We start from the raw sequence: 25425 nt of genomic DNA, 5'->3' as shown, positions 1-25425 counted from the left end.
AAGTGAATATTGCGTTCTTTTTACTTCCTAAAAAAGAAGTCGTTACCTTGTCGACACAGTCAACTGTCCGTCAAGCATTGGAGAAAATGGAGTATCATCGCTACTCTTCTGTACCTCTCATTAACCAAAAAGGAGAATATGAAGGGACTTTGGCAGAAGGAAACTTGCTATGGAAGCTAAAAAGCCTAGAACATATAGAACTCCATGAGTTAGAACACCTGCGAATTGAAGAGGTCCCAAGGCATCGCGATTATGAACCTATCACCATTAATGACGAAATGGAAAGTATTTTGTCACGCGCGGCGGAACAAAATTTTGTACCAGTTGTAGATGATCAAAACATTTTTATTGGACTTGTGCGGCGAAGAGAGATTATAGAGTATTGCATCTCTCAACTTTTTATACGTGGAGAAGCCCCTTTAAATATGAAGATTTAGTTAAGTTTACGTAAAAAACATAATTTTTACATAAAAGGTAGTCTCTTTTTATATAATTAATGTTATAATAAAAGATGTAAAGACGAAACTTGCGTAATGTAAGCCTCTAACATTTGTTAGAGGTTCTTTTTTTACATAACATAAAACATTTGATTTCAGTTCTTTCTACGGTTAAGTTAGAATAAGTGTTAAAGTAAGAGGTTTCTTGCTTTTTTACATAAGAAAAGTGAGCTGTACAAAGGAGACAAAGTATATTGACTACGGAAAAAACAAAAAGCGATCAATTACGCAGCATATTCAAAACTATTATCTTCGCTATCGCTCTAGTATTTATGATTCGCGCATTTTTATTTTCTCCGTATATTGTAGAAGGCGCTTCAATGAACCCAACGCTGCATAACGGAGAGCGTTTGTTTGTGAATAAACTGTCGTATTCGCTCCATGATATTCGCCGCGGAGATATTGTGATTATTAAAGATGAGGCTAAGAATAAGCATTATGTAAAAAGAGTAATCGGTCTGCCAGGTGAAAAAATCGAAATGAAAAAAGATCAGCTTTATATTGATGATAAAAAAGTAAGTGAACCTTATTTAAAAACGAATCGTCAAATTGCCAATAACATGGATATGGAGCTAACAGGAGATTTTGAACCCGTTCAAATACCTAAAAACGAAGTATTTGTAATGGGTGATAACCGTCTGTACAGTATGGATAGCCGCAACGGTCTAGGTCTCATTGATGAAAAACGGATTGTCGGAAAAAGCGAATTTGTATTTTACCCCATTAAAAAAATAAGAAAAACAACGTAAAAAGAAATGCCGGCCAAGGTATTTCTTTTTTTGTGCCTATGTCTACTCGGCTTCTAGATGGGCAAGCTAAGGAAAAAAGGTGTGAATTAATTGAAGACAGCCTATGAAAAATTATTTAAGCATTTTAAATTTGTTGATGCTCTTGAGATGAAAAACCGATTAGCAATGGGACCTATCCTCATATACGCTTCACGGGAAAACGGAGAAATGTCTGATATTGATATGTCTTTTTACGAAAAACGAGTAGGGGGCGTCAGTACGGTAATTATCGGCCCCGCGTTTACCACAGAAAATGGCCAAGTAGCACATGGTCAAATCGGAATTCATCGTGATCAGGTCATACGAAAGCTTCATCAACTAACCCAAATGATTCATAGAAGAGGAGCTAAAGCGATTCTTCAACTATCGCACGGGGGCAGAAAGTGTGTAGAAATGGAAAATAAGTGGCAAGCTATTAGCCCAAGTGAAAAGCCTCATAAACGTAAAGGGAAAAAGCCTGTTCAAATGACCGAGCGCGATATAACTTATGTAGTTCAAGCGTTTGGCGAAGCTACCACCAGAGCTATTGAAGCAGGGTTTGATGGAGTAGAAATTGACGGGGGAAATGAATGTTTACTGCAGCAGTTTATGTCAAGGCAAGCCAATGAACGAAGTGATTCTTATGGCGGAAGCGCAGAAAACCGCTTCACTTTTGCACTTGAAGTTATTCGTGAAGTGACGCGTCGAGCAGCACATGCGGGCAAACCATTTATTGTGGGGTATACATTAGCACCCAAAGAAAAAGGCTATTTAGGAACTAAAGTGGAAGATACATTTGAGTGGATTGATCGTCTTGTTCATACAGAAATTGATTATTTACATATCAGTGCTTTGCATGAACCTACCTTAAATAGGGAAGAAAATCGTTCACTGCTTTCTTCGATTATTAAGCACGTCAATCATCGGGTCCCTCTTGTGGGTACAGGAGGACTTACGGCAACAGAAGTAGCAGAAGCTTTCGAGCAAGGGCTAGCTTTAATTACGATTGAACAAGCATTAGTTGTACAGCCAGATTGGGTAGAAAAAGTGATAAATAGCGATGAGCCCGCTTCTATGGATGAGACGTCATTAGATAAAGATGTGAGTTTGCCTCCTGAAGTGCTGGCTCATTGGAAAGACACGCATAAAAACGACCGCCCTTATTAAGTGAGCGGTCGTTTTTATGTTGTTGACTTAACAAGAAGAATTTTATTTTACTGATACTATAACCAAGCAGCGTACATAGACTAAAAGAAAAAATCAAAAACACAGTTGACTTCTAGGAATAGTTAGGATTACAATATAAACAACTTATTCATAAAACGGACAGCTGATCGGACATACCGAAGGCTTCTAGCAAACAACTGTTGGAGGCCTTTTTGTGCTTTCTAACAGAAGATGAAAGTGGAGGGACAACATGAAAAAGTTAATTACGTTTGCACTTATTGGCTTTTTAGCTCAGTTAATTGATGGATCACTCGGAATGGCATACGGGGTGACATCAACTACGCTGCTTTTAACGTTTGGAATTGCACCAGCTGTAGCTTCCGCATCTGTTCACTTAGCAGAAGTTGTAACAACAGCAGCTTCTGGTGTTTCGCATATTAAATTTGGAAATGTAGATAAATCGATGGTGTTAAAACTAATTATCCCAGGTTCCATCGGAGCTTTTGTAGGAGCCTGCTTTCTAAGTAATTTACCTGGAGATGCAGTAAGGCCTTACGTTTCAACATTCTTATTACTCCTAGGAGTTTATGTGTTATTTCGTTTTTTATTTACGTTTAAAACAAACGAAGAAAAGAGCACCAAACCTTTATCGACGAAGCAGTCCATTCCGTTGGGATTAATTGCTGGATTTGCTGATGCTACAGGCGGCGGCGGCTGGGGGCCGATAGCAACGCCTGTATTGCTAGCTAAAAAAGGCACAACAGCACGGAAAGTCGTTGGAACCGTGGATACAAGTGAATTTGCTATTGCCGTCTCGGCTACACTTGGCTTTTTAATTTCTCTTGGCTGGGAGCAGGTAAACTGGTTCTGGGTAGGCGCCCTTATGATTGGCGGAATTATCGCAGCTCCGATTGCTGCATGGTTTGTTCGTATTATCCCGGCTCACTTGCTTGGTTCACTTGTTGGTGGGTTTATCATTTTAACAAATGCTCGAACACTCTTAAACACTTGGGTATCAAGCAGCTCAACTCAGATAGCTGTATATGCATTCATACTTATTGTGTGGGCAGCAGCAATCATTTACTCACTGTTACAAGGAAAAAAATATAATCAAAATCGAAACGTAGAAGTTTCGTAATAAAAGAGGATGGAATAAAAGTAGCTTAGTTAAAGGAAGATCTGAACGCATTTGATTCTGGATGGAGAATCAAATGCGTTCAGATTTTTTTATGTTTAGGGTGAAGGTAGTTTCATATATATAGTGGCTTCTAGCTGTTGATTGGAGCGCAAGCGACGAGGAGGCTTAGCGGCCGCCTGCGGAAAGCGAAGGCTTGCACGGAAATCAACAGCGGTGTAACAAGGGGGCCATACTAGCGTATTATCCCATTTGTTCGTCTTTAGATTGGGGTGATTTCATTATGTCTCAATCTCTTTTATTATCTGAATTCCTTAAAATAGAGAAGCGTAGATATTTTTTTTGCATCTTATGATACAATAGACGAGTTCATTCATGAGTGGGAATACTTTCTAACACATATAAAATTCATTGAATCGTCGAGGTGTGAAGAGTAAGTGGTCTATTTTATTTTAGTATTAGTAGCAGCTATCGAAGTAATTGTCTTATTGATTAATCGACCTGTATTTGCAAACATTCCATATGTTCAAGTATATATTGTTCCTTTGTTAATAGTAATTGTCATCACGATGCTACTTTCGCGAAATCCAAAGAGATTTATGCGGTGGTTTAAACAAGGGCTTATTACGATTTCAGTCGTTGTGCTTGTATTCGTACCGGTTCTCTATGCCAAAAATCTCCCGCTGTATGGCTATAATGAAGCAAAAAAAATGCTTGCGCAAAGAGAACAGCTCTTGCTAAGTCAGTTCCAAAAAGGAAAATACGTATATCCAGCAAAAGACAGCCCTAAAAAATACCGTTATCTATTTAAAGTCAATCGTGGAAACGGCATGCTTGAATATGTATTCGACCCATACACGGGCGGTTATGAAGTTGTGACAGATGTGATAAAAAAATAAAGGTTTAGCTTATTTAAAGCTAAACCTTTTAATATGAGAAAAATTGAAACTTTTTGAAAATCTGTGCGTATTTATTAAAGAACGTTCACAAAAAAGTCACAAAAGGAGTTGCACAATGGGAAAGTTAGAATACCGACTGCTAAAGCCTGATGATACGTTTGTATCTATTTATCACTATCAATCTATTGAACTTGAACAAATTTTAGCAAGAAGAGAATGCGAATTTTTTGTTAAAGAAGGAGTAACGTATAAACAAACTTCATCTGCAGTCGAAGGTGATATACATATTATTTATGTAAAAGAACATGAACATGGACCGAAAGAGCAAGCAGAAGATGATCACAGAGAGATTATATTAGAATTCCGCGAACTGAATTCTCTTCTAGGACACCCGATTTTATTCATCTCTTCATTTGATACGCATTTGGACGTATTAAGCTATATCGGAACAGTTTATACCTACTACAATGGATGGGAATGGGAAAGAGACTCTGCGGAAATTGATGAAGATCGCAGCGTGTACAGTTTATATGTAACAAAAACAGGCGTAACGTATGAAGGGGGGAAGGTGTAATGTCAAAAACAAAAAAAATGATGGCTGGAGTTTTGACCACAGCTTTAATGACGTCGCTCGTTGCCTGTGGTTCAACTGATCAGGCAAGACCAGCTAAACCGAAAGATAAATCGTGTGACAAGTGGAAGTGGGATGAAGATACCCAAACGTACTACTGTTCAGATTCTTCTTCTTCGCACAGCGGCTCATATTATCATGGAGGCCGCTACTACGGCTCTAAAAAACAGTTGACCTCATCATCGGCCTATAAATCATTTAAATCAAGCAGCTCGTATAAATCGGGAATTGGGAGCGGCTCTAAAGGCGGTTTTGGCGGGTAATGCATAAAGAAAAGCGAGAAATGTTTTATAAAGAAATTGAAGATTTTTGGCACGATTTATACGGAACAGAGTATGCTCTTTATGACGTACATATAGAGTCTTCTCATATCATTGATTCTATTAAAGAAGCTGCAAATCAAATTGGGGAATTATTTTTTAAAACTGCACCTTTACTTCGTTCATTAGATAATCAGACGCTTTTTTCTTTAGGATTTCCAAAAGACAGCCTCCCGTACCTACGACTGAAAACGATGGAAACAGAAAGTGTGATTTCGCGCCTTGATTTTGCTGTTACGACTGATCAAATCAAGCTTTTAGAACTAAATGCGGATACGCCTACGTTTATTAAAGAATTATTTCATGTAAATGAGTTAGTCTGTCGGCATTTTCAAGTACAAAACCCTAATAAGCTTGAAGAAAAAAAGCTTGCTTTAGTATTAAAACACGCCATTTTTGAAGCTTATAACGAGCTCGATAGAACGAACTATCCAAACGTCGTTTTTTCTTCTCATGATACACATGAAGAAGATAAGCTAACGACTCTTTACTTAATGAAGCTAGCCGATGTAGATGCTACATACGTTCCATTATCCCAGCTTCGAATTGTCCCTTCCTCTACAGTGGAAGAAGGTGAATATATAGAAGCGGGCGTGTATGATCAATATGGACAAAAAATAGACGTACTTTATCGCCAAACGTATCCGCTTGAACATTTAATTGAAGATGAAGATCCGAGTACGCATGAAAAAGTCGGACATATGCTTTTAACATTGGCACAGCAAAAACAAGTAGCCATAATCAATCCGCCTTCTGCATTTTTGCTGCAGTCCAAAGCCGTTCAAGCCCTCATTTGGGCTTTGCATGAACAATATCATCCTTTTTTCACTAAAGAAGAGCATCACATCATTGAAACATACTTTTTACCAACGTATTTAGAAGAAGATCCATTTATTGAAAGAAAACAAGCATTTGTAAAGAAACCATCTTTTGGTCGTGAGGGAGATACCGTTGAAATTTATAATGAAGACGGAATCAAAATAGACGAAGATCAGCATAAAACATATCAAGAATACACGGCTGTGTATCAACAGTTTATTCCATTGCCAACTGCAACGATGAAGACTCAAACGCAAACAATAGAGGCTCATATCATGTACGGGTGCTTTTTATTAAATGGAAAAGCAAGCGCAGTAGGAATACGAGCTGGAAATCAAATTACCGATAACGAATCGTATTATTTGCCGATTGGATTAAAATGAAAAGGGGAATAAAAATGACACAATGGATTGATTGGGCTAGTATAGGAAGTTTTTTATCTCACGTAGCGGTAGGGTTAGGGCTATTATTTATCGGAGTTATGGTATTTGAATTAACAACAAAATTTAATGACCGTGAACTCATAAAAAAAGGCAATGTGGCGGTCGCTTTGAAATTATGGGGAAAAGGAATCGGGCTTGCTATTGTCATTTTTACTGTATGGAGCAACAGCTTAAATTTGGTAGATGCAACTCTTTGGGGAGTAGTAGGTATCATTACTCAAGTAGTGGCATATTGGATTATTGAATTTATCATGACGCCTAAAACGAGCCTAGCCAAAAAAGTAGAAGAAGGAAATATAGCGGTTGGAGTAACTCTTTTTGCAGCGTCGGTTGCCGTCGGCCTTATTGTGGCCGGAAGCTTAACATATTAAAAGAAGGCGATTCCTGTTTTACGGGGAATCGCTTTTTTTATGTCCAGATTGCTCGTGTTCACTTAGTGATAATGTACGTGTATTTTCACGGTCGGCACGAACAATTTTTTGCTGTGTGTAAAGCGGAATGACAAAGAGCAAAATAAATAAAAAAACATAGCTCATTTTTGTTATCCTCCCATGTAAATTGTAAACGCCTGCTAATAGTGTGTGACAAACAATACGTAAATATATCATATTTGACTGGGTGAACTGGAAAAAATTGAGGGATGCAAAAAGAATATAATCTTACCTTCAACAAAAACTAAAATCAGTATAGAGGCACGTCTTTTATTGAGAAAGGAGTTGAAAAAAATGAAAAGGTGGCTCATTTTGTGCTTAATGATTATAATCACAGCTGGATGTGGACGCCCAGATGAAACGTCTCAACCGAGCATTTTCCTTATACCAGAAGGGTACAAAGGATGGGTGATGGTCGAATATGATAAAGATAACGGAAATCCCAGCAAGACAGAAGGAGACTACACTGTATTTAAAGTAAATGACCAGGGAGTCGGGAAAACCAAAACGCTTTTAAGCGGCGGCGGCTGGGCAAGAAATAAATATTTCTATGTAAATAAGAATGGAGAGCGAAAGCAATTGAAGCAAGGGAAGATGATTCATGGAACGACTCAAGGTAACAAAAATCATACGGTAACCTACTTTTTCGTCGGCACCGCAAAAGAGTTCGATAAGGCCGGAGACTATCGAAGAAAACTTACCGAAGAAAGTCCTTCGTAAAAAAAGAAACGTTGCCTCTTTGGCAACGTTTCTTTTCTATCTTCATTTGAATGTGCAAAAGACGGTATCTTTTAAACGTTGAATTTCAATTAATGCTTCTTCTTGCTTATGAATTACCCAATCTGGCAATGAATGTTCAACCGACAGCTCGTCGAAACAAGCCCCGCATGTTTTAACTTCAATATAAGACTCAATATACTGAAGATGATCTAAGTTATAAGCCCAAAGTCGACGTTCAGGGCATATTGTTTCTAAGTAAAGCGGAAGCTGAAAAAAAGGATCTACTGCTTCAGAAAGTTCTAACGGTCCTTGGCTATCAGCATTGGCTACGTCTAGATAACCGCAGTGAGGACACGTGCATGAGTGCGTTGACCCGCTCAATTTTTTATCCAGTTTTACAACTCGCGCACATAGTTCGCAGTTTGGACATTTTACTAAGATAAAGTCAAGGAACTTATCTAAAAATTGTTGCTGTATTACTTGCTGATTTGTCATTTTTTGTACCTCTAACTGTCAAACTTTTTTTAGTTACGAAAATAAATCATGAAACCTACATACTATTCATAACACATGATGAGGGTTAAAACAACAAAAACCCTTTTCGACAGAAGGGTTGTGTGATATAGTATGACAAATCAGAATAAATAAAGAAAAATGGTGAGAAAAAATGAGTCAAAACGAACAATGGACATCAAAACTGGGCTTTATCTTGGCATCTGCCGGTTCCGCAATTGGAATCGGAGCCATTTGGAAACTGCCTTATGTAGCCGGAACAAGCGGAGGAGGGGCCTTCTTTTTACTGTTTATCTTGTTTACAGCAATTATTGGTTTGCCGCTTTTGCTTGCTGAATTTGTACTAGGCAGACATACACAAAAGGAAGCAATTCGTGCTTATGATGCAGTTGCTCCCGGTTCCCTATGGAAAGGAATCGGGTATTTAGGTGTGATCACATGCTTTATTTTATTATCCTTCTATAGTGTAGTAGGAGGCTGGATTTTGCAATATATTTTTGCAAGCGTCACGGGTCAGCTGAATGGAGTAAGTGACTACGGGAGTTTATTTAACTCGACCATTGCTAATCCAACAAGTGCTGTTATCTCTCAATTTGTTTTTCTTCTTTTAACAATTGTTGTAGTAGCAAGAGGCATTCAAAATGGTATTGAAAAAGCAAACAAAATTTTAATGCCTGCTCTCTTTATTTTATTTATTATTATCATTATTCGTTCTTTAACATTAGACGGGGCAATGGAAGGCGTATCTTTCTTTTTGTATCCAGATTTTTCAAAGCTTACATCCCAAACCATTTTGTTTGCGATGGGACAAGCATTCTTTTCCCTTAGCGTAGGCGTTTCAGTTATGGTTACGTACAGTTCGTATCTATCTAAGCAGCAGAACTTGCCAAAATCGGCTATTTCAATTTCAGCGTTAAATATTTTGATTTCTTTACTAGCAGGACTGGCAATTTTCCCTGCGGTCTTCTCAATGGGTGTAAAACCGACGGAAGGACCAGGTCTTTTATTCATTGTATTGCCTTCTATTTTTGAACAGCTTCCGTTCGGAATTGTGTTTCAAACTTTCTTTTTGGCGCTGTTTTTATTTGCCACTTTGACATCTGCGTTTTCGATGTTAGAAATTATTGTTGCTTCTTTAGCCAAAGGAGAGCAACATAAGCGTATAAAGCTATCTTGGATTTCGGGCTTGCTAATCTTCATAGTAGGAATACCTTCAGCGCTATCGTATGGTTTATTAAGTGACGTATCGATTTTTGGAAAAAGCATCTTTGACGCTTTCGATTTTCTTGTAAGTAATATCCTTATGCCACTAGGTGCTCTTTTAATTGCCATCTTTGTTCCTTGGAAAATGAAAAAAGATGTACTAATTGAAGAATTTAAGCACGGTTCAACGAATGTGAAGCGCTGGTTCTCTTTATGGCTTCTTGCTATTCGATACATTGCACCTGTTTTAATTATCATTGTATTTATTAATATGCTAGGCTTTATCTAACGAAAAAACGCTGTTAAAACGCTTGGTTTTAACAGCGTTTTTTTGAAGGAAGAGGGGGATTATGATGCTTGATTTCTTGTATGATATGTTTGCAGGGGCAGGGGTATTTATTTTATTAATAATTGTGTTGCTAGTAGCGAGAACGTCAGGGAAACGCAAGAAATAGGCGGGTATAATTCCCAGTGTAAAAACCCCAAAAAAGACTAACACCACAGAATTAAACTATGATAATATATTATCCTATGAGCATAATCAATGCTCACATATGTTGTGATGAAGCGTTTTTTAGAAAGAGGGATCATCTTGAGTGGAGAAGTTCTTGTCAAGATTTTATCTCAAGCGTATGAACAAAAAAAGACATTACCAATCGTCTCATTCTCGTCTTTTTTTGAACAAAAAAAGGTGGGCTTTCGTTTAAATAACGATGTGTCCGCTGATATTATCTACCATACGCTTATGTGTATTCAGAGAAAAACGTGTGTCCAAGATGTGTTAGTGGAAGTACTAAAAGTTGATAGTCCAAACAATGACGGGGCATTTTCTGATTGTGTATATATTTTAGCAAATGGTACAAAACAGCAAGTGAAAGAATGGGTTCAACCTTTACATCCTAAAAGAGTGAAACAAGGATATCAGCACGGGACACCCATTGATGCGCCACAGTTAAAAAATGACTACCACGTGTTTGCCGTTACTTGGTCATAAGCGTTTAACCCAAAAAACATCCTGCTGTCGCTGCAGGATGTTTTTTGTTAATAAGGATGAGCATCGTGTCCTTTTTCATTAGCTTCTTCTACCGCATCAGCAGCTTTGTTGCTTCCTAACGGTGAACCGCCTTCTTTTGGCAATTTCCCGTATGTAGGAGTCATTTCTGCTCCCATTTCAATTTCTAGGGAACCATCATCATGCATTAGAAGACCAATGCCATTTGCTACTCGATTGCCATAGTCAAAATCACATTGAGTTAAAAGCTCAATCATCTTTGTTTGAACGGTATGGTGACAACATTTTAAGCCGTCTACTAAATTTTGAATAAGCTCATCACGTTCCCAGTCCTCTAGTAAACGATAGCGTTCACCAGCTTGCTTAAAATCATTTGTACGATCAATTTTTTCTTTTTTTACATTTCCTTCAACATAAGGCTGATGAGGTTTTGGATGGTCATGCGCTTCTTGAAGACCTCCAAGAGAAGAAGGCTCGTAATTCACGTGCGGGTTTTGACCTGGAGCAGCATCTACATGATAGGCCATTTGACCGTCGCGTTGATTTGTTGCTACATGTTTTTTCGGCGCGTTAATAGGCAGCTGCAAGTAGTTTGTTCCCACCCGGTGACGCTGCGTGTCGGAATAAGAAAACGTTCTTCCTTGCAGCATTTTATCATCAGAAAAATCTAGCCCGTCTACAAGTACACCCGTACCAAATGCGACTTGCTCCGTTTCAGCAAATACGTTGCTTGGATTTTTATCTAGGACCATTTTACCTACTGGTAGAAATGGAAATTGGTCTTCCGGCCAAATTTTCGTGTCATCAAGCGGATCAAAATCTAGTTCGGGATGCTCTCCATCTGCCATGATTTGTATACAAAGTTCCCACTCGGGGTAGTTACCGCTCTCAATCGCTTCATACAAGTCTTGAGTGGCGTGACTGATATTTTTAGCTTGAATTTCTTCTGCTTGCTTTTGGGTCAAATTTTTAATTCCTTGTTTTGGTTCCCAATGGTATTTCACAAGAAACGCATCGCCATCTTTGTTTACCCACTTATATGTATTAACACCGGAACCTTGCATTTGCCGATAGTTAGCAGGTATTCCCCAAGGTGAAAATAAAAAAGTAATCATATGCATAGCCTCAGGGGTGTGAGAAATAAAATCAAAAATACGCTCGGTATCTTGACGGTTTGTCACAGGATCGGGCTTAAAAGCATGAATCAAATCAGGGAATTTAATAGCATCGCGGATAAAAAATATTTTAAGGTTATTTCCTACTAAATCCCAGTTTCCGTCTTCTGTGTAGAACTTTACAGCAAACCCCCTTGGGTCTCGCATTGTTTCTGGAGAGTCCTTTCCATGGGTTACGGTAGAAAATCTGACAAAAACGGGCGTCTGTTTGCCTGCTCCTGAAAAAACTTTTGCGCGGGTGTATTTTTCAACGGGCTCGTCCCCAAGCTTTCCGTACGTTTCAAAATATCCGTGAGCTCCCGTTCCTCGTGCATGAACAACACGTTCCGGTATACGTTCACGATCAAAATGCGAAAGTTTTTCAATCAGCTGGTAATTTTCAAGAGTAGCAGGTCCTCTGTTGCCTACCGTTCGAGAATTTTGGTTATCACGAATGGGGTGACCTTGACGCGTCGTAAGCGTCTGCTCGTTTTCTCCGGCTGCATAGCGTTTGTCTTCCGAGTCACCTGATCCGCTAACATTTGTACCATGAATGCCTTTATGGCTCATAAAATAATCCTCCTTGTTTCAAACATAACAAGACTATTTTTTTCAGCTCTCGCTTTTTTATTCATTAATATGGAAATAATATAAATTTTTAGAAGAAAAACCGTTTTACTAGAGAGGGGGAACAAATCCACTAAACGAATAAATTTTAAAAAAGTTTCACATTTCAAAAAAATAAATTGTTTTTTTTGAAATATAAAGATAATGTTACGGGTGATTTTTTACCTATTATTAGTGTAGGAAAAGGAATAATTTTGGAATATATTAGCTTTTTTGTCGAACTTATTAAGTGTTAAACGACAATAAACTACGACAATATACACCATGCAGCTGTGATACTGTCGTTTCTTGTAACATAAATGTAATATTAGTGATGTTATTTTGTAATAATGTGTTGTTACAATGTAAACGTCTTATAGATTAGTAGATTATGGCATTGGAGGAACCTTTTTTTATGAAAAAGTTGATATATTCGTTAGCGTTATGTGGATCTTTAACAGTAGTACCTACAATTAGTGAAGCTGCTTTAGGAGATGCTACGCTGCACCCAGGAACAAGTAATTCAGATGTAAAAGAATTACAGCAAAAATTAAAAAACAAAGGTTATTTTACATACGGTACAACAACAAACTATTACGGTTCAATCACGACTAGCGCAGTAAAGTCGTTTCAGCGTGCAAATGGCTTGTCTGCAGATGGTATTGCAGGTCCATCTACATTTAATAAACTGCTAGGAAGCGGAAGCTCATCAAGTTCATCAATTAGCTCAAGTTCATTGCTGCGCGTTGGTTCAACTGGACCAAACGTACAATCTTTACAGCAGCAGCTAAAGAATAAAGGCTATTTTAAGGGAACTACGACTCAATACTTCGGTTCAATTACAAAAAATGCAGTAATGGCATTTCAACGTGCAAACGGACTGTCTGTGGACGGAATTGCGGGTCCAGCTACGTTAAGTAAATTAAAAAATGGCGGTTCTAGCGCTTCAACTGGTGGTTCTAGCTCTAGCAACTCAACTATTTTACGTCAAGGTATGAAAGGTTCAGCAGTAAGCAGCCTTCAGCAAAAACTAAAAAATAAAGGTTACTTCTCAGCTGGTGTAACAGGCTACTTTGGCTCAATTACAACAAGTGCAGTAAAATCATTTCAACGTGCAAATGGTTTATTAGTAGACGGAGAAGCGGGTCCAGATACGCTGAATAAATTAAATTCAAGCAGCTCTAGCAGCTCAAAACCTTCAACATCAACAGGAAGCAGCACAAGCTCAAGCTCAGCTTCAAAAGTTATTTCATACGGTAAACGTTTTATGGGAACACCTTATGTTTGGGGTGGAGCTGCGCCTGGAGGATTTGATTGCAGTGGTTACCTTAACTATGTATATCGCAATGCAGTAGGTGTAAGTCTTCCTCGTACAGTTGCTAGCATCTATCAAACTGGTACGCGTGTAAGTTCACCTCAGCCTGGCGATATCGTTTTCTTTGAAACGTACCAACCAGGAGCTAGTCATGCTGGAATTTATATCGGAAACGGTCAATTCATGCATGCAGGTTCTTCAACAGGCGTGACAATCACATCACTAAGCAACTCTTACTGGTCAAAACGTTACTTAGGAGCAAAGCGTTACCTATAAGAGTGTAACAAAAAGGAGTAGTTGTAGAACTATTCCTTTTTTCTATGCACCATAAACGTAAAAGTAGGAAATTTTTGCGCGATTTGGTATGATAACTAGGGAACAAATAAAAGGAGTGTATAACATGGCTATTGTAGATGTAACCATTATTCCGGTAGGTACGGAAACGCCAAGCGTGAGTCAGTACGTAGCTGATATTCAAAAAGTGTTGGCCAAGCATGAAGATGAAATTACATATCAATTAACCCCTATGAATACATTGATTGAAGGGGAATTAAGCACGCTGCTAAACATTGTTCAAGAGATGCATGAAGTACCTTTTGAAAATGGCATTCAGCGCGTATGTACAAATTTACGAATTGATGATCGCCGTGATAAAGAAAATCATACGATGGCTGGGAAATTACAATCCGTACAGTCTAAATTAAAAGCGAAATAAAAAATATGCAATACAATAAAAAACGCTTGAGTATCCACTCAGGCGTTTTTTATTGTATTTATACTTAATTAGCATGCACAAGAGAAAAAATTTGAAAAGCTACGCGCAGCCGAAGGGTTTCCTCTGACGTGTGAATAGGTCTTTTTAATAACTCTTCGCATTTTTCAATTCGATAGATCACCGTGTTCCGGTGAACGAATAACTGCTTAGCAGTCTCTGAGATTTGGCAATTGGAATTTAGATATGTTTCCAGCGTGTCAAGTAAGATGGAGCGATCTTTCTTATCGTACTGCAGCAAACCTTCTAATGTTTGAGAATAGTAATCCTGTAAATCGTTTGCTGGAAGCAACCTCAGCAGTTCTTTAAACTGTTTTGGTTGATAAAATTGAATAAGCTTCGACTGATCTTTAAAATGGATGGTTTCAAGAGCTTCAACAGCTTCTTTATATGAGTCAGCGATTGTAAGTAGGGATTGGCTTTGATTTCCAACTCCAAATGACATTCGCTTATCGTAGTGACGGTAAACAGCTTCTTGCAAGCGATGCAAGCATTCTATAATCATAGGTTGAGAATGAGGTGTAAACAAAAGAATATAAAGATTGTCATAGAAAAACAAAACGGCCTCTGTATGACCTGCTGATAACTCATAGTGAAGGAGCTCATAGATCATATCATCATCGCTGTAAGGCGTGAATGTAGAATGGATTTTCCCGACGGCGCAAATATAGCTGTTTGCTGCTGATAAGCCCATCATCTGTGCTTGAAAGGAAGCATCTTCTAGCGTTTTATAATAATTGTTAACAAGCTGATTGAAAAAATCGTTTTTTCGTCGCCGTTCAGCTTCATACAAAGCCTGCTGTCTCATCATTTCGAAGGATAAAACGTTTGTCGCTTGTTCAATCGTTAGGAGCGCTGAATCGGATAAAGAAACTTGGTGTTCAATAAGTAAATAACTGTACTTTCTTGTATGTGTCGCAATCGGAAAAAGCGTAACGGTTTTTTTGGTGTGTAAAAAAGAAAAGGTTGTATATTTTGACGTTCGTAAAAACAGCTGCTTAGCACCCGCTACCGCTTCTTCCATCGGGAGTGAAAAAGGTTCGCGTTTGTTTGTATAAAAGAGTTCATGGCCATGGGTATCAAAAAGGGCAACGTGAGCATTGCATAACGTTTGAATAGATTGCATAATTTTCTCAATGCCTTTTCCTTGTAAGATGTATGAGGAAAATAGCTGATGTGTGACCATCGCTTGCTGAAGCTCGGCTGTTTTTTTATCTAAAATAAAGCTGAGAGATTCGTTAATAACCGCGCCTAACGTTTCGTCCGTTTGGAAATCAATGATCGGAAAGTGAAGTTCATCAGCTAGCTGACAAATAGAAGCAGGCACGTGTTCGAAAAAGCGCTTTGTTTTGATGGCCAATCCTGCACATTTCTTTTTAGCCATTCCTTCTACAAGTTTTGCTAAGCTTTCTTCATGTTCTTTGAAGTGATAACCGGTTGTAATTAAAAATTCTCCTTCTTTTAAAAAAGATAAAATATCGGGTGCGTCCATCATATTGACGTTATGTACTTTGCGGGTGACTCCTTTTTGCCCGGCTACTACAGATGCTTTCTCATAAATTGGAATGCGTAAAAGAGTTTGTAGTTCCATTATTTATTACTCCTTTTGTTAAAAATTCTCACATTTCCCTGCGCGTATCTTTATCTATCTTTTATTTTATAAGAAAGTTTAGTTAAAATAAATAAAATTTTCAGAAAAAAATGTATAAATTGTTAATGAAGAAGTGTATTCAATCCTGTAAGATAAAATAAATAACATATAATGTTAGAAAAAGTGACGTATATAAGACTTTATATATTTAGTGATACTAGCTAAAAAAACACTAAATCATTGTAGGAAGTGTTAATGAAAACAATCAGTCATTTTCTTAAAATGAAGATAGCAGGAGGGATAGCAATGGTTGCAGATATGACGGGGAAATCTAAGCTTTGTCAGCAAATCGAAGAAAACGTTAGCTGGCTGTCACAGTTTGGGTTAGATGAAAAAGAAGGGGTCACGAGGCTTTTATATACGGAACAGTGGAATGCAGCTCAAAAGGCATTGGAAGAAAAAATGAAGGAACTTCATCTCAAAACGTATTACGATGATGTAGGAAATTTATTTGGACGGTTGCAAGGAACGGGTTCAGAACAACAAGTTATTTTAACAGGATCCCATATCGACACCGTGATAAACGGAGGAAAGTATGACGGGGCGTTTGGTGTTGTGGCAGGTATCATTGCTCTGCAGTACCTATATGCGCATTACGGCTTCCCCACAAAAACCTTAGAGGTCGTATCACTTTGTGAAGAAGAAGGCAGCAGATTTCCTCTTACGTATTGGGGATCAGGTAATATGAATGGATTACACAGCAAAAGTGATGCAAAACATGTTATAAATAAAGAAGGGGTTAAGCTGGATGACGCAATGAAACAGCTCAATTTCGGAAAAGGCCTCCACAGCGAGCCATACCGCACGGACATCGCTTCTTTTATTGAACTGCATATCGAACAAGGAAAGCAGCTTGAAATGTCTCGTTGCGATATCGGAATTGTTTCTAGTATCGTCGGGCAGAAACGATTTACAGTATCTGTTAAAGGTGAAAGTAACCATGCGGGCACAACCCCGATGAACATCAGAAAAGATGCATTTTATGTGAGCTGCAAACTTGCTAAAGCATTTATTGAACTGAGCGAAACATATCATAACGCTTTATACGTAACGGTTGGCAAAATTACACTTTCTCCAAATGCACCGAATGTAATACCAGGATATGTAGAATTCACGGTCGATATAAGACATCATGAATATGAGGCTTTACAAGAGGCAGAACGAGAAATGAAGGAGATTATAAAGCGAACAGCAGGGGGTTTAGAAGTGAATATCGACTGCTGGATGGATGAAAAACCTGTCGCCATGAGCGAAGAATTATCTGAACTTTCCAAAATTATTTCCTCGGAAAAGAATATCTCCTCCCGAGAATTAGTAAGCGGTGCAGGACACGACTCACAGGTATTTGGACGAAGAATTCCAACATGTTTGTTATTCGTACCGAGCCAAGATGGAATCAGCCATTCCCCAAAGGAATTCACCAAAGGAGAACAGTTAGAAAAAGGAGTAAAGGTCTTAATAGAACTATTATATAAACTTGCCTACTAGGAGGAATTTGACATGACTATAACAAAACAGCTTCATACACCGCCGCGTACGATTATGACACCCGGACCTGTAGAAGCAGATCCCCGCGTATTAAGAGCATTAGGAACACCTATTTTAGGTCAGTTTGACCCCGCATTTACGCACATTATGAATGAAACGATGGAAATGCTTCGTGAACTATTTCAAACCAAAAACAAATGGGCTTTTCCCGTTGATGGAACGTCTAGAGCTGGGATTGAAGCAGTTCTTGCAAGTGTAATTGAGCCTGGCGATAAAGTATTTGTCCCGATTTTCGGCCGCTTCGGCTATTTATTAACAGAAATTGCCGAGCGCTACGGAGCTGATGTACACAATATTGAATGCGAATGGGGAGAAGTGTTTGACCCTGAAACAGTTATTCGTGAAATAAAAAAAGTAAATCCGAAAATTGTTGCAATGGTTCATGGTGAAACGTCTACAGGAAGAATACAGCGGCTTAAAGAAATTGGGGCTGCATGCCGAAACCAAGATGTTTTATTTATCGTCGACGCAGTAGCCACTATTGGCGGTACGGATGTAAAAGTAGATGAGTGGAACATTGATGCATTGATTGCAGGCACACAAAAGTGTTTATCTGTTCCGTCGGGTATGGCGCCTATTACGTACAATGATCGTATTGAAAAAATTATCATGGAACGTAAAAAAGTTGAAAAAGGAATTGCCACAAAAGCAGATGCTCAAACTGTTCGTCTGCGTCCGAATATTATCAGCAACTATTTTGATTTGAGTCAGCTTCAAGACTATTGGAGTGAGCGCAGATTAAATCATCACACGGAAGCAACGTCCATGCTCTATGCTTTAAGAGAAGGGCTGCGCGTTATTTTAGAAGAAGGATTAGAGGAAAGGTTTGCAAGGCATCGCCTCCATGAAAAAGCACTTGTAGCCGGTATTAAAGCAATGGGATTATCTTTATTCGGAGATGAGGATTCAAAAGTTCCAACCGTTACTTGTGTTTTAATTCCCCCAGGTATTGACGGAGAGGCAGTTCGTTCTACGCTCCTTGAACAATTTGGGATTGAAATTGCAAGTTCTTTTGGGCCGATGCACGGAAAAATATGGCGTATCGGTACAATGGGATACAGCTGTCGAAAAGACAACGTTCTCTTTACATTGGCTGGTCTTGAAGCAGTGCTTATTCGAAACGGCGCAACCGTGAATGCAGGTTCTGCTTTACAAGCAGCATTAGAAGTTTACGAGGAAGAAGTAGCGCTGTCTAGTCTGTAAAGATTCGTTTTATTCATCATATAAAGAAAAGAGGAGATTTTCTATGAGCGAATACTTTTTTACACACCCCTATGCATCGCAGCGTACGTGTACGTTTGGAAAAAATGGAATGGTAGCAACCAGTCAGCCTCTTGCCGCTCAGGCGGGTCTTGAAATGTTGAAAAAAGGAGGCAATGCGGTAGATGCTGCTATTGCCTCAGCGGCTTGTTTAACGGTTGTAGAGCCTACGTCAAATGGAATTGGCGGAGACGCATTTGCTCTCGTGTGGATCAATGAAGAGCTATACGGACTCAACGCGAGCGGTCCTGCTCCTGCTTCTATCTCTATTGAGGCTCTGCGTGCCATGGGGATAAAAGAGATGCCGGTTCGCGGTTTTGTTCCTGTTACGGTCCCAGGTGCCCCGAGTGCGTGGGCGGAACTGTCAAAACGCTTTGGGCGACTGTCGTTAAAAGAAGTGCTGCAGCCTGCTATTTCGTATGCACAAGAAGGGTTCCCAATCTCCCCAATTTTAGGGTACAATTGGGAACGAGCGTTTGAACGATTTACACACGCGTTAAAAGGTGACGAATATAAGCACTGGTTTGAGACATTCACCAACAATGGATCTGCTCCTAAAGTAGGGGAAATGTGGCGATCACCGGACCACGCTGCTACGCTGCTTGAAATTGCCGAAACGAATGGAGAATCTTTTTACAGAGGGGATTTAGCTGATAAAATAGCAGCTTTTTCGAAAAAACACGGCGGATTTTTAGCAAAAGAAGATTTAGCAGCTTTTAGAGCAGAGTGGGTGAAGCCAATTTCAACTTCTTACCGAGGATATGATGTGTGGGAAATTCCGCCAAACGGCCAAGGCCTTATTGCACTTTTAGCTTTAAATACGCTAAAAGGCTTTTCTTTCGATGCCAAAGATTCTGTCGATACATATCACAAGCAAATTGAAGCCATGAAGCTAGCGTTTGCAGATGGACAAAAATTCATTACAGATGCTGATAAAATGACAGTAGCAGTTGAAGATTTGTTGAATGATTCTTATGCAAACAAGCGCAGAGGGCTGATTGGCGAAAAAGCGCTTATTCCCGAAGCCGGACAGCCGTCTCATAGCGGCACGATCTATTTAGCGACAGCTGATGGAGAAGGAAACATGGTATCATTCATTCAAAGTAATTACATGGATTTTGGCTCAGGACTTGTCGTACCTAATACGGGCATATGCCTGCAAAACCGCGGGCATAATTTTTCGTTAGACCCACAGCACCATAACCGATTAGAGCCTGGAAAACGAACCTACCATACCATTATTCCTGGATTTTTAACAAAGAATAAAAGCGCTGTAGGTCCATTCGGTGTAATGGGCAAATTCATGCAGCCTCAAGGACATGTGCAAGTCGTCATGAATATGATCGATTTCCATCTAAATCCTCAGGCAGCTTTAGATGCACCAAGATGGCAGTGGATTGAACATAAAAAGGTTCTTGTGGAAAAAGAAATGCCTTCACATATTGTAGAAGCATTAGAACGCAAAGGGCATGATATTCATGTGGCTACGAGCAGACATACGTTTGGAAGAGGACAGATTATTTTAAGAGATGAACAAACCGGTGTATTATACGGCGGCACAGAAGCGCGAACAGACGGAGCGGTCGTTGCTTATTAGATCACAGAGAAAGGAGCGCGAGAAATGCGACAATTGGATATTTTTATAGCGTTTTTTCGCTCAGGTATGCTCGGCTACGGAGGCGGACCTTCAGCTATTCCACTCGTAAAAAAAGAAGTGGTCGATACGTACAAGTGGATGGATGACGATGAATTTGGCGATTTGTTAGCAATTGCCAATACGCTGCCTGGGCCTATTGCTACAAAGCTGGCTGGATACATCGGCTATCGAGTCGGCGGTATTTTGGGTCTCGGGACAGCTTTATTTGCAGCCGTTATTCCAACCGTTTTTTTAATGGTATTGCTGTTAACAACTTTAACGCAATTTAAAGATCAGCCGTGGGTTATGGGCATGACTAAAGCAGTTGTTCCTGTAGTGGGAGTTATGCTCGCGGGTATGACGTGGGACTTTTTTAAAAAATCAACGTCTGGTTTAGGGTGGACGCCAGCTATTATCTTACTGATTATTAGCTTAGGATTAATGGAATTTGCCCATATCCATCCAGCGGTCATTATTATTGTTCTTATGGCGGCAGCTTGGATTCCGCTAAAACGAAAAGGAAAAAAAGGCGAAAGTGCTGAACACAAGCAGAAGAGGGAATCGGTATGATTTATATTCAGCTATTCATGGCGTTTTTTGTTTCAAATATTTTAGGGTATGGAGGCGGACCTGCGTCGATTCCGCTTATTCAAAAAGAAGTCGTAGATCGCTACCATTGGCTTACGGTCAAAGAGTTTAGTGAAATGCTGGCAATTGGAAATGCGCTTCCTGGTCCGATTGCAACAAAAATGGCGGGGTTTATCGGATATCAGCAGGCTGGGATTTTAGGCTCTGTGATTGCTCTTTTTGCAACGATTGCTCCATCGGTTTTACTTTTAGTTATTTTACTTCGAATATTATTTAAGTATAAAGATTCGCCAAATGTTAAGAAAATGACGAACTACATTCGTCCCGTTATCGCTATTTTACTGGGCTTGATGGCATATGAATTTTTTATGAATTCATACGGTGATTCAGGGATATGGCAAACTTTATTTTTAGTAGCAGCCAGCTTTCTTTTATTGGAAAAATCGCGTGTGCATCCAGCGTTCGTTATTGTCGGAGCACTCGTATACGGAGCTGTTTTTCTTGCTTAAATGAAGCTCTCAAATAATGAGAGTTTTTTTGTGTAAAAGAGACGAAAAGAGGGGAAGTCATGGTTGAAAAAGCAGCGCTAGAAAACGTTCAGGATTTGGTTAAACTGCGAATGTTGCTCATGAAAGAACTGGGAGAATTAAACGGCAACGAGGAGCTGTTTCAAAAAGCTACAGAAAAATATTTTACTGCAAATATAAATAATCCAAATAGCTATACGGCTATTTTAAAAGCGGATGGAGAAATTGTATCAGCAGGAAGCATCGGATTTTTTATACGTCCGCCTTCACCGAGTAACCTCCAAGGAAAAGAAGCATATGTTATGAACATGTATACAGCTTTTGATCACCGAAAGCATGGCTATTCTTCAGCTGTTTTAAAGCATTTGATGCAGTACTGCCAAAAAAGTGGCGTAAATCGAATATGGTTAAATGCTTCTTCCGCTGGAAAAAGCTTGTATCAAAAACATGGATTTATTGAATGTGAATCTGAAATGGAATACAAGTTTGAAAAAAATTAGAGCAGCAAAACTCTTGATAGAGAAGGGTTTGAAAGAGCTGTGGTTTTTAAAAAATAAAAAAAATTAATAAAAAGTGTTGACGAAGATAAAAAAACCATTCATAATACAAATCAACATCACACAACATTACACACAACTTGGAAGCGACAAACAGTTTCAAACGATCGGAACTGATTATCCAAGTACACATACATAGTCAATACTGAGCGTTGATAGGAGCACTAGTAGAAAAAATTTCCCTGTAACAGAGAGCTGACGGTTGCTGCGAGTCAGAACACAAATTTTTTCGAAGTACATTCCTTGAGCATCTTTTCCGAGCAGGAAAAGACGGCCTGGCCGTTATTTTAATGAAGAGGCAAGCAAAATGCTTGCAACTAGGGTGGTACCGCGAATTTTCGTCCCTACTGACTCTTAAGAAAAATCTTAAGGGTGAGTAGGGACTTTTTGTATTTCGGTCCGTTATAATTTTATATCCATTACAAGCGATGAAAAGAGCATAGTAGCAAAATCTTCCCTGTATTCAGAGAGCTGATGGTTGGTGCGAATCAGTACAAAAGAGATTGCGAATTACATTCTTGGAGCTTTCTTTTGGCGATAGTCAAAAGCGGCAATAGCCGTTATCTTAATGAAGAGGCAAGCAATGCTTGCAATTAGGGTGGTACCGCGATCAATTCGTCCCTACTGATACAATCAGTAGGGACTTTTTGTATATCCGCATAAGCGGCTGTGTAGGTGTAAAACGGATTTTTCAATACAAACTAAACGAGAAGATCCGTTCAAGGTTATAAAATCAAAGGAGGATTTTTAAAATGACAAAATCACTAGAACAATTACGAGGACAAATCGACGAAATAAATTTAGAAATTTTAGAATTATTAAATAAACGCGGTGAAATCGCACAAGAAATCGGAAAAGTAAAAGGTACACAAGGTGTGAATCGCTTTGATCCAGTTCGTGAACGTAAATCGTTAGATCAAATCTTAGCTAACCATAATGGACCATTCGAAGCTTCAACAATTCAGCATATTTTCAAAGAAATTTTCAAAGCAAGCTTAGAGCTTCAAGAAGACGATCACCGCAAAGCACTTCTTGTATCTCGTAAAAAGAAATCCGAAGATACAATCGTTGACATCAACGGTACAAAAGTAGGACCTGGAAACTTAGAATTTGTGATGGGACCATGTGCAGTAGAAAGCTACGAACAAGTAAAAGAAGTGGGCTTAGCGCTTAAAGAACAAGGCATTACGTTAATGCGCGGCGGAGCGTTCAAACCACGTACATCACCTTACGATTTCCAAGGTCTTGGAGTGGAAGGGTTAAAAATCTTACGTCAAGTAGGCGATGAGCTAGGCCTATCAATTATTAGTGAAATTGTTTCTCCTCAAGATATTGAAACGGCTCTAGACTACGTAGATGTGATTCAAATTGGTGCACGTAACATGCAAAACTTTGAGCTATTAAAAGCAGCAGGTTCTGTAGACAAACCAATTCTTTTAAAACGTGGATTGGCAGCAACAATCGAAGAATTTATTAACGCTGCTGAATACATTATGTCTCGCGGAAATGGAAACATTATTCTTTGTGAACGCGGTATCCGCACATACGAGCGTGCAACACGCAACACATTAGATATCTCAGCTGTTCCAATCTTGAAAAAAGAAACACATTTACCAGTTGTAGTAGACGTAACGCATTCAACAGGACGCAAAGACTTACTATTACCATGTGCAAAAGCAGCGATTGCTATCGGCGCAGATGCGGTAATGGCAGAAGTTCATCCAGACCCAGCAGTAGCACTATCAGATTCAGCACAGCAAATGAACATTCCTGAATTCCACAAATTCATGGAAGAATTAAAAGGTGCAGCAGTAAAATTATCTTAATTTCATAGTGATACAGTGATAAGAAACTAGTAGCAAACATTTCCCTGTCTCAGAGAGCTGACGGTTGGTGGAAGTCAGTACACAAATGTGAGCGAATTACACTCTTTGAGTACTCTTTTATAGAGCGGTCAGCGGATCGTTAACAATTCGAGGTGGCAAGCAATGTTTGCAACTAGGGTGGTATCGCGAGAAAAACTCGTCCCTATGACGTAGGGGCGAGTTTTTTATTTTTTATAACAGAAAGGAATCGATAATATGAGATATTTAACAGCAGGAGAATCGCACGGACCTCAATTAACAGCGATTATTGAAGGAGTACCGGCAGGGCTTGAATTAACAGCCGAACATATTAATGAAGATTTAGCAAGAAGACAAAAGGGACATGGGCGCGGACGCCGCATGCAGATTGAAAAAGATCAAGTTCAGATTAAAGGCGGGGTTCGCCACGGTGAGACGCTTGGTTCACCCATTGCTTTAGTCGTTGAAAACAAAGATTTTACTCACTGGAGAAATATTATGGGTGCTGATCCAGTTGATCATGATGAAGAAGTGAAGCGACAAATTACAAAACCTCGTCCAGGTCATGCGGATTTAAATGGAGCGATTAAATACGGCCACAGAGATATGCGAAACGTATTGGAACGTTCATCTGCTCGTGAAACGACGGTACGAGTAGCCACAGGCGCAGTTGCCAAACAAGTACTAAAAGCTGTAGGCGTAAATATTGCATGTCACGTACTTGAAATCGGCGGTGTGAAAGCTGAAAAAACGGCATATGAGTCACTGACAGAACTTCAGGAAAAAACAGAAGCGTCACCTGTTCGCTGCTTAGATGAAGAAGCGGGACAGAAAATGATGAAAGCAATTGATGATGCAAAAGAAAATGGAGACAGCATTGGTGGCGTAGTGGAAGTAGTAGTAGAAGGAATGCCAACTGCAGTGGGAAGTTACGTGCACTATGATCGTAAGTTAGACTCAAAGCTAGCTGCTGCTATTATGAGCATTAACGCGTTTAAAGGCGTTGAAATCGGCGTAGGATTTGAAGTAGCTCGCAGACCGGGAAGTGAAGTCCATGATGAAATTCTATGGGATGAACAAAACGGCTATACGCGTAAAACGAACAATGCTGGAGGTTTAGAAGGAGGCATGACAACTGGGATGCCGATTGTTGTGCGAGGTGTCATGAAACCTATTCCTACCTTATACAAGCCGCTGCAAAGTGTAGATATTGATACAAAAGAGCCATTTGCTGCAAGTATTGAACGCTCAGACAGCTGTGCAGTACCGGCGGCAGCGGTCGTAGCAGAATCAGTGATTGCTTGGGAACTAGCATCTGCTATTATCGATCAATTTGGGGCAGATCGAATTCAGTTAATTCAAGAAAACGTAAAAAAACATGAAGAATACGCAAAGCAATTTTAATGAATA

25 protein-coding genes, 1 pseudogene and 3 other annotated features are annotated in these 25425 nt (G+C 39.3%); of the genes and pseudogenes, 22 read left to right on the top strand and 4 right to left on the bottom strand.

What is annotated here, in order from left to right; genetic code table 11:
* Positions 1-2: 2 nt before the first annotated feature.
* The 9 genes from LJC66_RS16050 to LJC66_RS16010 all read left to right on the top strand — a co-directional run bounded on the left by LJC66_RS16050 (position 3) and on the right by LJC66_RS16010 (position 7049).
* Positions 3-437: a CBS domain-containing protein gene (locus LJC66_RS16050; protein WP_230933010.1), complete on the top strand. Its 435-nt coding sequence runs from the start codon at positions 3-5 to the stop codon at positions 435-437.
* 254 nt (positions 438-691) lie between these two features.
* Entirely contained in the window at positions 692-1246 is a 555-nt protein-coding gene (gene lepB, locus LJC66_RS16045) for a signal peptidase I (protein ID WP_013057720.1), read from the top strand.
* 90 nt (positions 1247-1336) lie between these two features.
* On the top strand, positions 1337-2431 hold the full coding sequence (locus tag LJC66_RS16040) for an oxidoreductase (RefSeq protein WP_230933009.1): 1095 nt from the start codon (positions 1337-1339) through the stop codon (positions 2429-2431).
* Between the two features lie 250 nt (positions 2432-2681).
* Positions 2682-3569 (top strand): sulfite exporter TauE/SafE family protein, encoded by an 888-nt coding sequence (locus LJC66_RS16035; protein WP_013057718.1) that lies wholly within the window; start codon positions 2682-2684, stop codon positions 3567-3569.
* A 434-nt stretch (positions 3570-4003) separates the two neighbouring features.
* The gene (locus LJC66_RS16030; protein ID WP_013083806.1) at positions 4004-4465 is read left to right on the top strand and encodes a hypothetical protein; all 462 of its coding nucleotides are present in this window, start codon (positions 4004-4006) and stop codon (positions 4463-4465) included.
* Positions 4466-4580: 115 nt separating this feature from the next.
* Complete coding sequence (locus tag LJC66_RS16025) at positions 4581-5039, top strand: hypothetical protein (RefSeq protein ID WP_230933008.1); 459 nt, start codon at positions 4581-4583, stop codon at positions 5037-5039.
* Complete coding sequence (locus tag LJC66_RS16020; protein ID WP_013057715.1) at positions 5039-5359, top strand: hypothetical protein; 321 nt, start codon at positions 5039-5041, stop codon at positions 5357-5359. Before LJC66_RS16025 ends, LJC66_RS16020 begins: the two co-directional genes overlap by 1 nt.
* Positions 5359-6618 (top strand): glutathionylspermidine synthase family protein, encoded by a 1260-nt coding sequence (locus tag LJC66_RS16015; RefSeq protein WP_230933007.1) that lies wholly within the window; start codon positions 5359-5361, stop codon positions 6616-6618. The genes LJC66_RS16020 and LJC66_RS16015 overlap by 1 nt, the downstream gene beginning before the upstream one ends.
* Before the next feature lie 14 nt (positions 6619-6632).
* Positions 6633-7049 carry a DUF350 domain-containing protein gene (locus LJC66_RS16010; protein ID WP_013083802.1) on the top strand — a complete coding sequence of 139 codons (417 nt, stop codon included), beginning with the start codon at positions 6633-6635 and terminating at the stop codon, positions 7047-7049.
* 18 nt (positions 7050-7067) lie between these two features.
* Here the strand turns inward: LJC66_RS16010 and LJC66_RS16005 are convergent, their stop codons facing one another.
* On the bottom strand, positions 7068-7214 hold the full coding sequence (locus LJC66_RS16005) for a hypothetical protein (RefSeq protein ID WP_195696598.1): 147 nt from the start codon (positions 7212-7214) through the stop codon (positions 7068-7070).
* A gap of 189 nt (positions 7215-7403) precedes the next feature.
* On the opposite strand from LJC66_RS16005, the gene LJC66_RS16000 reads away from it, so the two are divergent.
* The gene (locus tag LJC66_RS16000) at positions 7404-7829 is read left to right on the top strand and encodes a DUF6843 domain-containing protein (RefSeq protein ID WP_195696599.1); all 426 of its coding nucleotides are present in this window, start codon (positions 7404-7406) and stop codon (positions 7827-7829) included.
* A 42-nt stretch (positions 7830-7871) separates the two neighbouring features.
* Here LJC66_RS16000 and LJC66_RS15995 read toward each other — a convergent pair whose 3' ends face one another.
* A complete protein-coding gene (locus LJC66_RS15995) occupies positions 7872-8324 on the bottom strand; it encodes a hypothetical protein (protein WP_230933006.1) in 453 nt (150 codons plus the stop codon).
* Between the two features lie 172 nt (positions 8325-8496).
* Between LJC66_RS15995 and LJC66_RS15990 the strand changes: the two genes are divergently transcribed.
* Positions 8497-9834, top strand: a complete 1338-nt coding sequence (locus LJC66_RS15990; protein WP_230933005.1) for a sodium-dependent transporter — start codon at positions 8497-8499, stop codon at positions 9832-9834.
* A gap of 303 nt (positions 9835-10137) precedes the next feature.
* The gene (locus tag LJC66_RS15985; protein ID WP_013057709.1) at positions 10138-10539 is read left to right on the top strand and encodes a hypothetical protein; all 402 of its coding nucleotides are present in this window, start codon (positions 10138-10140) and stop codon (positions 10537-10539) included.
* 217 nt (positions 10540-10756) lie between these two features.
* On the opposite strand, the pseudogene LJC66_RS15980 reads toward LJC66_RS15985, so the two are convergent.
* A pseudogene (locus tag LJC66_RS15980) lies at positions 10757-12281 on the bottom strand (catalase); the annotation flags it as partial.
* A gap of 451 nt (positions 12282-12732) precedes the next feature.
* Here LJC66_RS15980 and LJC66_RS15970 point away from each other — a divergent pair.
* Positions 12733-13908: a C40 family peptidase gene (locus LJC66_RS15970; protein WP_025751189.1), complete on the top strand. Its 1176-nt coding sequence runs from the start codon at positions 12733-12735 to the stop codon at positions 13906-13908.
* A 124-nt stretch (positions 13909-14032) separates the two neighbouring features.
* Positions 14033-14347: an MTH1187 family thiamine-binding protein gene (locus LJC66_RS15965; protein WP_013083795.1), complete on the top strand. Its 315-nt coding sequence runs from the start codon at positions 14033-14035 to the stop codon at positions 14345-14347.
* A gap of 64 nt (positions 14348-14411) precedes the next feature.
* Here LJC66_RS15965 and LJC66_RS15960 read toward each other — a convergent pair whose 3' ends face one another.
* Positions 14412-15995 carry a PucR family transcriptional regulator gene (locus tag LJC66_RS15960; RefSeq protein WP_230933004.1) on the bottom strand — a complete coding sequence of 528 codons (1584 nt, stop codon included), beginning with the start codon at positions 15993-15995 and terminating at the stop codon, positions 14412-14414.
* A gap of 306 nt (positions 15996-16301) precedes the next feature.
* Between LJC66_RS15960 and allC the strand changes: the two genes are divergently transcribed.
* The 8 genes from allC to aroC all read left to right on the top strand — a co-directional run bounded on the left by allC (position 16302) and on the right by aroC (position 25419).
* Positions 16302-17543, top strand: a complete 1242-nt coding sequence (gene allC / locus LJC66_RS15955; protein ID WP_230933715.1) for an allantoate deiminase — start codon at positions 16302-16304, stop codon at positions 17541-17543.
* A gap of 12 nt (positions 17544-17555) precedes the next feature.
* Entirely contained in the window at positions 17556-18806 is a 1251-nt protein-coding gene (locus tag LJC66_RS15950) for a pyridoxal-phosphate-dependent aminotransferase family protein (RefSeq protein ID WP_230933003.1), read from the top strand.
* A gap of 43 nt (positions 18807-18849) precedes the next feature.
* Positions 18850-20460, top strand: coding sequence for a gamma-glutamyltransferase (ggt, locus tag LJC66_RS15945; RefSeq protein ID WP_230933002.1), 1611 nt, complete (start codon positions 18850-18852; stop codon positions 20458-20460).
* Positions 20461-20484: 24 nt separating this feature from the next.
* Positions 20485-21069, top strand: coding sequence for a chromate transporter (locus LJC66_RS15940; RefSeq protein ID WP_230933001.1), 585 nt, complete (start codon positions 20485-20487; stop codon positions 21067-21069).
* A complete protein-coding gene (locus LJC66_RS15935) occupies positions 21066-21596 on the top strand; it encodes a chromate transporter (RefSeq protein ID WP_230933000.1) in 531 nt (176 codons plus the stop codon). The genes LJC66_RS15940 and LJC66_RS15935 overlap by 4 nt, the downstream gene beginning before the upstream one ends.
* Before the next feature lie 59 nt (positions 21597-21655).
* Positions 21656-22114: a GNAT family N-acetyltransferase gene (locus LJC66_RS15930; protein ID WP_230932999.1), complete on the top strand. Its 459-nt coding sequence runs from the start codon at positions 21656-21658 to the stop codon at positions 22112-22114.
* 200 nt (positions 22115-22314) lie between these two features.
* Positions 22315-22520 (top strand) — a binding site (T-box leader).
* A gap of 70 nt (positions 22521-22590) precedes the next feature.
* Positions 22591-22797: a binding site (T-box leader), on the top strand.
* Positions 22798-22923: 126 nt separating this feature from the next.
* Positions 22924-23997 (top strand): bifunctional 3-deoxy-7-phosphoheptulonate synthase/chorismate mutase, encoded by a 1074-nt coding sequence (locus tag LJC66_RS15925; protein WP_013057698.1) that lies wholly within the window; start codon positions 22924-22926, stop codon positions 23995-23997.
* Positions 23998-24003: 6 nt separating this feature from the next.
* Positions 24004-24204: a binding site (T-box leader), on the top strand.
* A gap of 48 nt (positions 24205-24252) precedes the next feature.
* Positions 24253-25419: a chorismate synthase gene (aroC, locus tag LJC66_RS15920; RefSeq protein ID WP_230932998.1), complete on the top strand. Its 1167-nt coding sequence runs from the start codon at positions 24253-24255 to the stop codon at positions 25417-25419.
* Positions 25420-25425 lie beyond the last annotated feature (6 nt).

The sequence above is a fragment of the Priestia sp. TSO9 genome, from assembly GCF_021029645.1.
Taxonomy (GTDB): domain Bacteria; phylum Bacillota; class Bacilli; order Bacillales; family Bacillaceae_H; genus Priestia; species Priestia megaterium_E.
This window is presented reverse-complemented; position numbering and strand designations above follow the sequence as displayed.